Genomic DNA, 2,298 nt, shown 5'->3' on the forward strand with positions numbered 1-2,298 from the left:
ATCTCCTTCAATCCAGCCATGGTGCAGCGGAATGCCACGATGGGGGCAAATATCCCGCAATGCGAACACTTCTCCATCCTGTCTCCTCCCGACAACAATCGGTTCACCTAGCATTTTTTTGGCCATTAGCTGACCGGGTTTCAGTTTATTTGCCGGTGTGGCCACATACCAAAAGTCGCGCAGTAAGCTAGTCATAGGGTTTCTCTGGAGAGCTTCGATCGTTCATCCTATCATTAGAAATGAAGGTTATGACCGGGACTAGGGCAGATAATTTATGGACGTAACTGGATTCGAACCAGTGACCCCATCGATGTCAACGATGTACTCTAACCAACTGAGCTATACGTCCGCACGAATTATTATTATAACACGATTGCTCCTAATTAGGCAAGCCCCTAGGCAGTAAATTGATAGCCAATTAACTTATAAATTAGCTTGGCAGTGGTAAATTCCGAGACCACCGAATCACTAATCGGGGCTAATTCCATCACATCGCAGCCAATCACCTGATGAGTTTGGAAAAGACGACGGAGAAAGTTTAGGGTTTGATGCCAACTTAACCCCCCCGGTTCAGGTGTTCCCACCCCCGGAATTAAAGCCGGATCTATGCCATCCACGTCTATGGTTAAAAATACCTTCTCGGTGGTAATTTTGGCGATCGCTTTTTCGATCCAATTCGGATCACCGGCGATATCTCGATCCCAAATCACAGGAATCTGCTGTTTAGCGATTAATTCCGCTTCTTCCCGACAAATAGCCCGAATTCCCACGGGTAAGGTCGGTAAACCCATTTCTAACACCCGACGCATCACACAGGCGTGGTTATGGAGGGAGCCTTCGTACTCAAAACGCATATCGCCATGGGCATCAATTTGAACCACAGTAAAAGGTTCCGATAAAGCTTGTCGATAAGCTTGTACTACTCCCGTAGTGATAGCGTGTTCACCCCCGACGGCGACGACAAATTTATCATCGGCAATTAGACGGGAAACTGTGGCTGTGGTGACGGCTAACATCTCCTCGGCGGACAATTGCGGTTGTTGACGGGTATCTGCAATCGCCTCATGGGTATAGATGCCCACTTCTAAACAGGTTTCCCTCTTAAGTTCTTCGTCATAAGCTTCCAATTGTTGGGAAGCGGTAATCACCGCCGCCGGCCCGGTTTCACAACCCTTGCGATAGGTGGTGGTGGCCTCGTAGGGAATCGGCAGGATTACGGCCTTAGCTGTGGCGTAAGATGCGATCGCTTCACTCCCTAAAAACTGTTCGCTACCGGTGGCGCAAGACAATAACATGGGCAAATCACAGAAAATTTTAGTCTAATCCTCCATTATAAATATTTTGACTATTTTTGTCTATCTCAACTGACTCCAAACGTATCTACTACAATAGCCAAAAACCCTTATCCATCAATAGATAAATCCCTCGATTTCTCGCTCAAGATTGGTTTGCTGCGGGCGATAATCTGGACATATAGCCATCAGTTAGGCTGCTCCACACTGCTGTAACAAAAAACAATTATCCCCTGAGAGCGATCGCTAAAGGTCGAATAATTATCAATTTTTATCAAGAGGTGCGGTCAGATATAGGAATCATCGCTAGAATAGGCCTAAATTGTCAGGAATTTAGTTAAACAAGGTTTTTGGCAAGATGCTAATCTGGCTAACAATATACACTGGAACGGCAAGGCGATCGGCTAGGTAGCAAAGGTTATCTGCGTCTGGTGAGCGGGAACGTTATGCCGCTCAACCCTTGCTGAGGGCGCAGCCGAAAATCTAACTGTGAGACGTAGAGAGTTAAGACATGGATCAAAAGATTAAGGATATCATTGAGGTTGCTGATAAGCTGGAGTCACGAGTAAGTTCTTATTGGAATTTTTATACAGTTGCTGTCGTCGCAATTATTGGTTGGCTGGTTTCTTCCAAAAAAGACTTTTCACTTTCATATAGCCAAGCTCTAGTAGCAACAATTGTTTGCATTGGGTTTTTTATTGCAAATTTCTATGGAATACGTGCTGCAACAAAGAGAGTAATCGCAGTAGAAAGTGAACTTAATGCACTTGCGAAGAAAACGGAATTTGAAAGTGCTTTGCTCAAAAAGGAGTTATCGTATTCATCATCAACATTGCTACCTTCCTGGGTTCTGCATATATTTGTTGATATAGCATTTACATTTGAGACGTGGAAACCAATTTCTGAAAAAAATGCTATAATCTAAGTCAATGTTTTAATAACTTTAATTATGGACAAGGCTCAGAAAATCAAAAAAGATATCGAGGAACTAGATAAATGGATTAAA

3 protein-coding genes and 1 tRNA gene are annotated in these 2,298 nt (G+C 44.0%); 1 reads left to right on the forward strand and 3 read right to left on the reverse strand.

Annotated features, from left to right (window positions below):
- The 3 genes from PX484_RS24490 to speB form a co-directional block, all read right to left on the reverse strand.
- Nucleotides 1–195, reverse strand: a 195-nt coding sequence (locus PX484_RS24490) for a Rieske 2Fe-2S domain-containing protein (RefSeq protein ID WP_288106015.1), incomplete at its 3' end; no start/stop codon positions are given.
- 80 nt (nucleotides 196–275) lie between these two features.
- A tRNA-Val gene (locus PX484_RS24495) sits at nucleotides 276–349 on the reverse strand.
- Nucleotides 350–395: 46 nt separating this feature from the next.
- Nucleotides 396–1,295, reverse strand: coding sequence for an agmatinase (gene speB / locus PX484_RS24500; protein WP_288106018.1), 900 nt, complete (start codon nucleotides 1,293–1,295; stop codon nucleotides 396–398).
- Nucleotides 1,296–1,803: 508 nt separating this feature from the next.
- Between speB and PX484_RS24505 the strand changes: the two genes are divergently transcribed.
- Nucleotides 1,804–2,217 (forward strand): hypothetical protein, encoded by a 414-nt coding sequence (locus PX484_RS24505; RefSeq protein WP_288106021.1) that lies wholly within the window; start codon nucleotides 1,804–1,806, stop codon nucleotides 2,215–2,217.
- The last annotated feature ends 81 nt before the right edge of the window (nucleotides 2,218–2,298 follow it).

It is taken from the genome of Microcystis sp. M49636_WE2, from assembly GCF_030065375.1.
Taxonomy (GTDB): Bacteria; Cyanobacteriota; Cyanobacteriia; order Cyanobacteriales; family Microcystaceae; genus Microcystis; species Microcystis aeruginosa_C.

Excerpts from the sequence above, each read along its gene's own strand:
- speB (WP_288106018.1), bottom strand. The coding sequence starts at position 1,295 with ATGTTATTGTCTTGCGCCACCGGTAGCGAACAGTTTTTAGGGAGTGAA.
- PX484_RS24505 (WP_288106021.1), top strand. The coding sequence starts at position 1,804 with ATGGATCAAAAGATTAAGGATATCATTGAGGTTGCTGATAAGCTGGAG.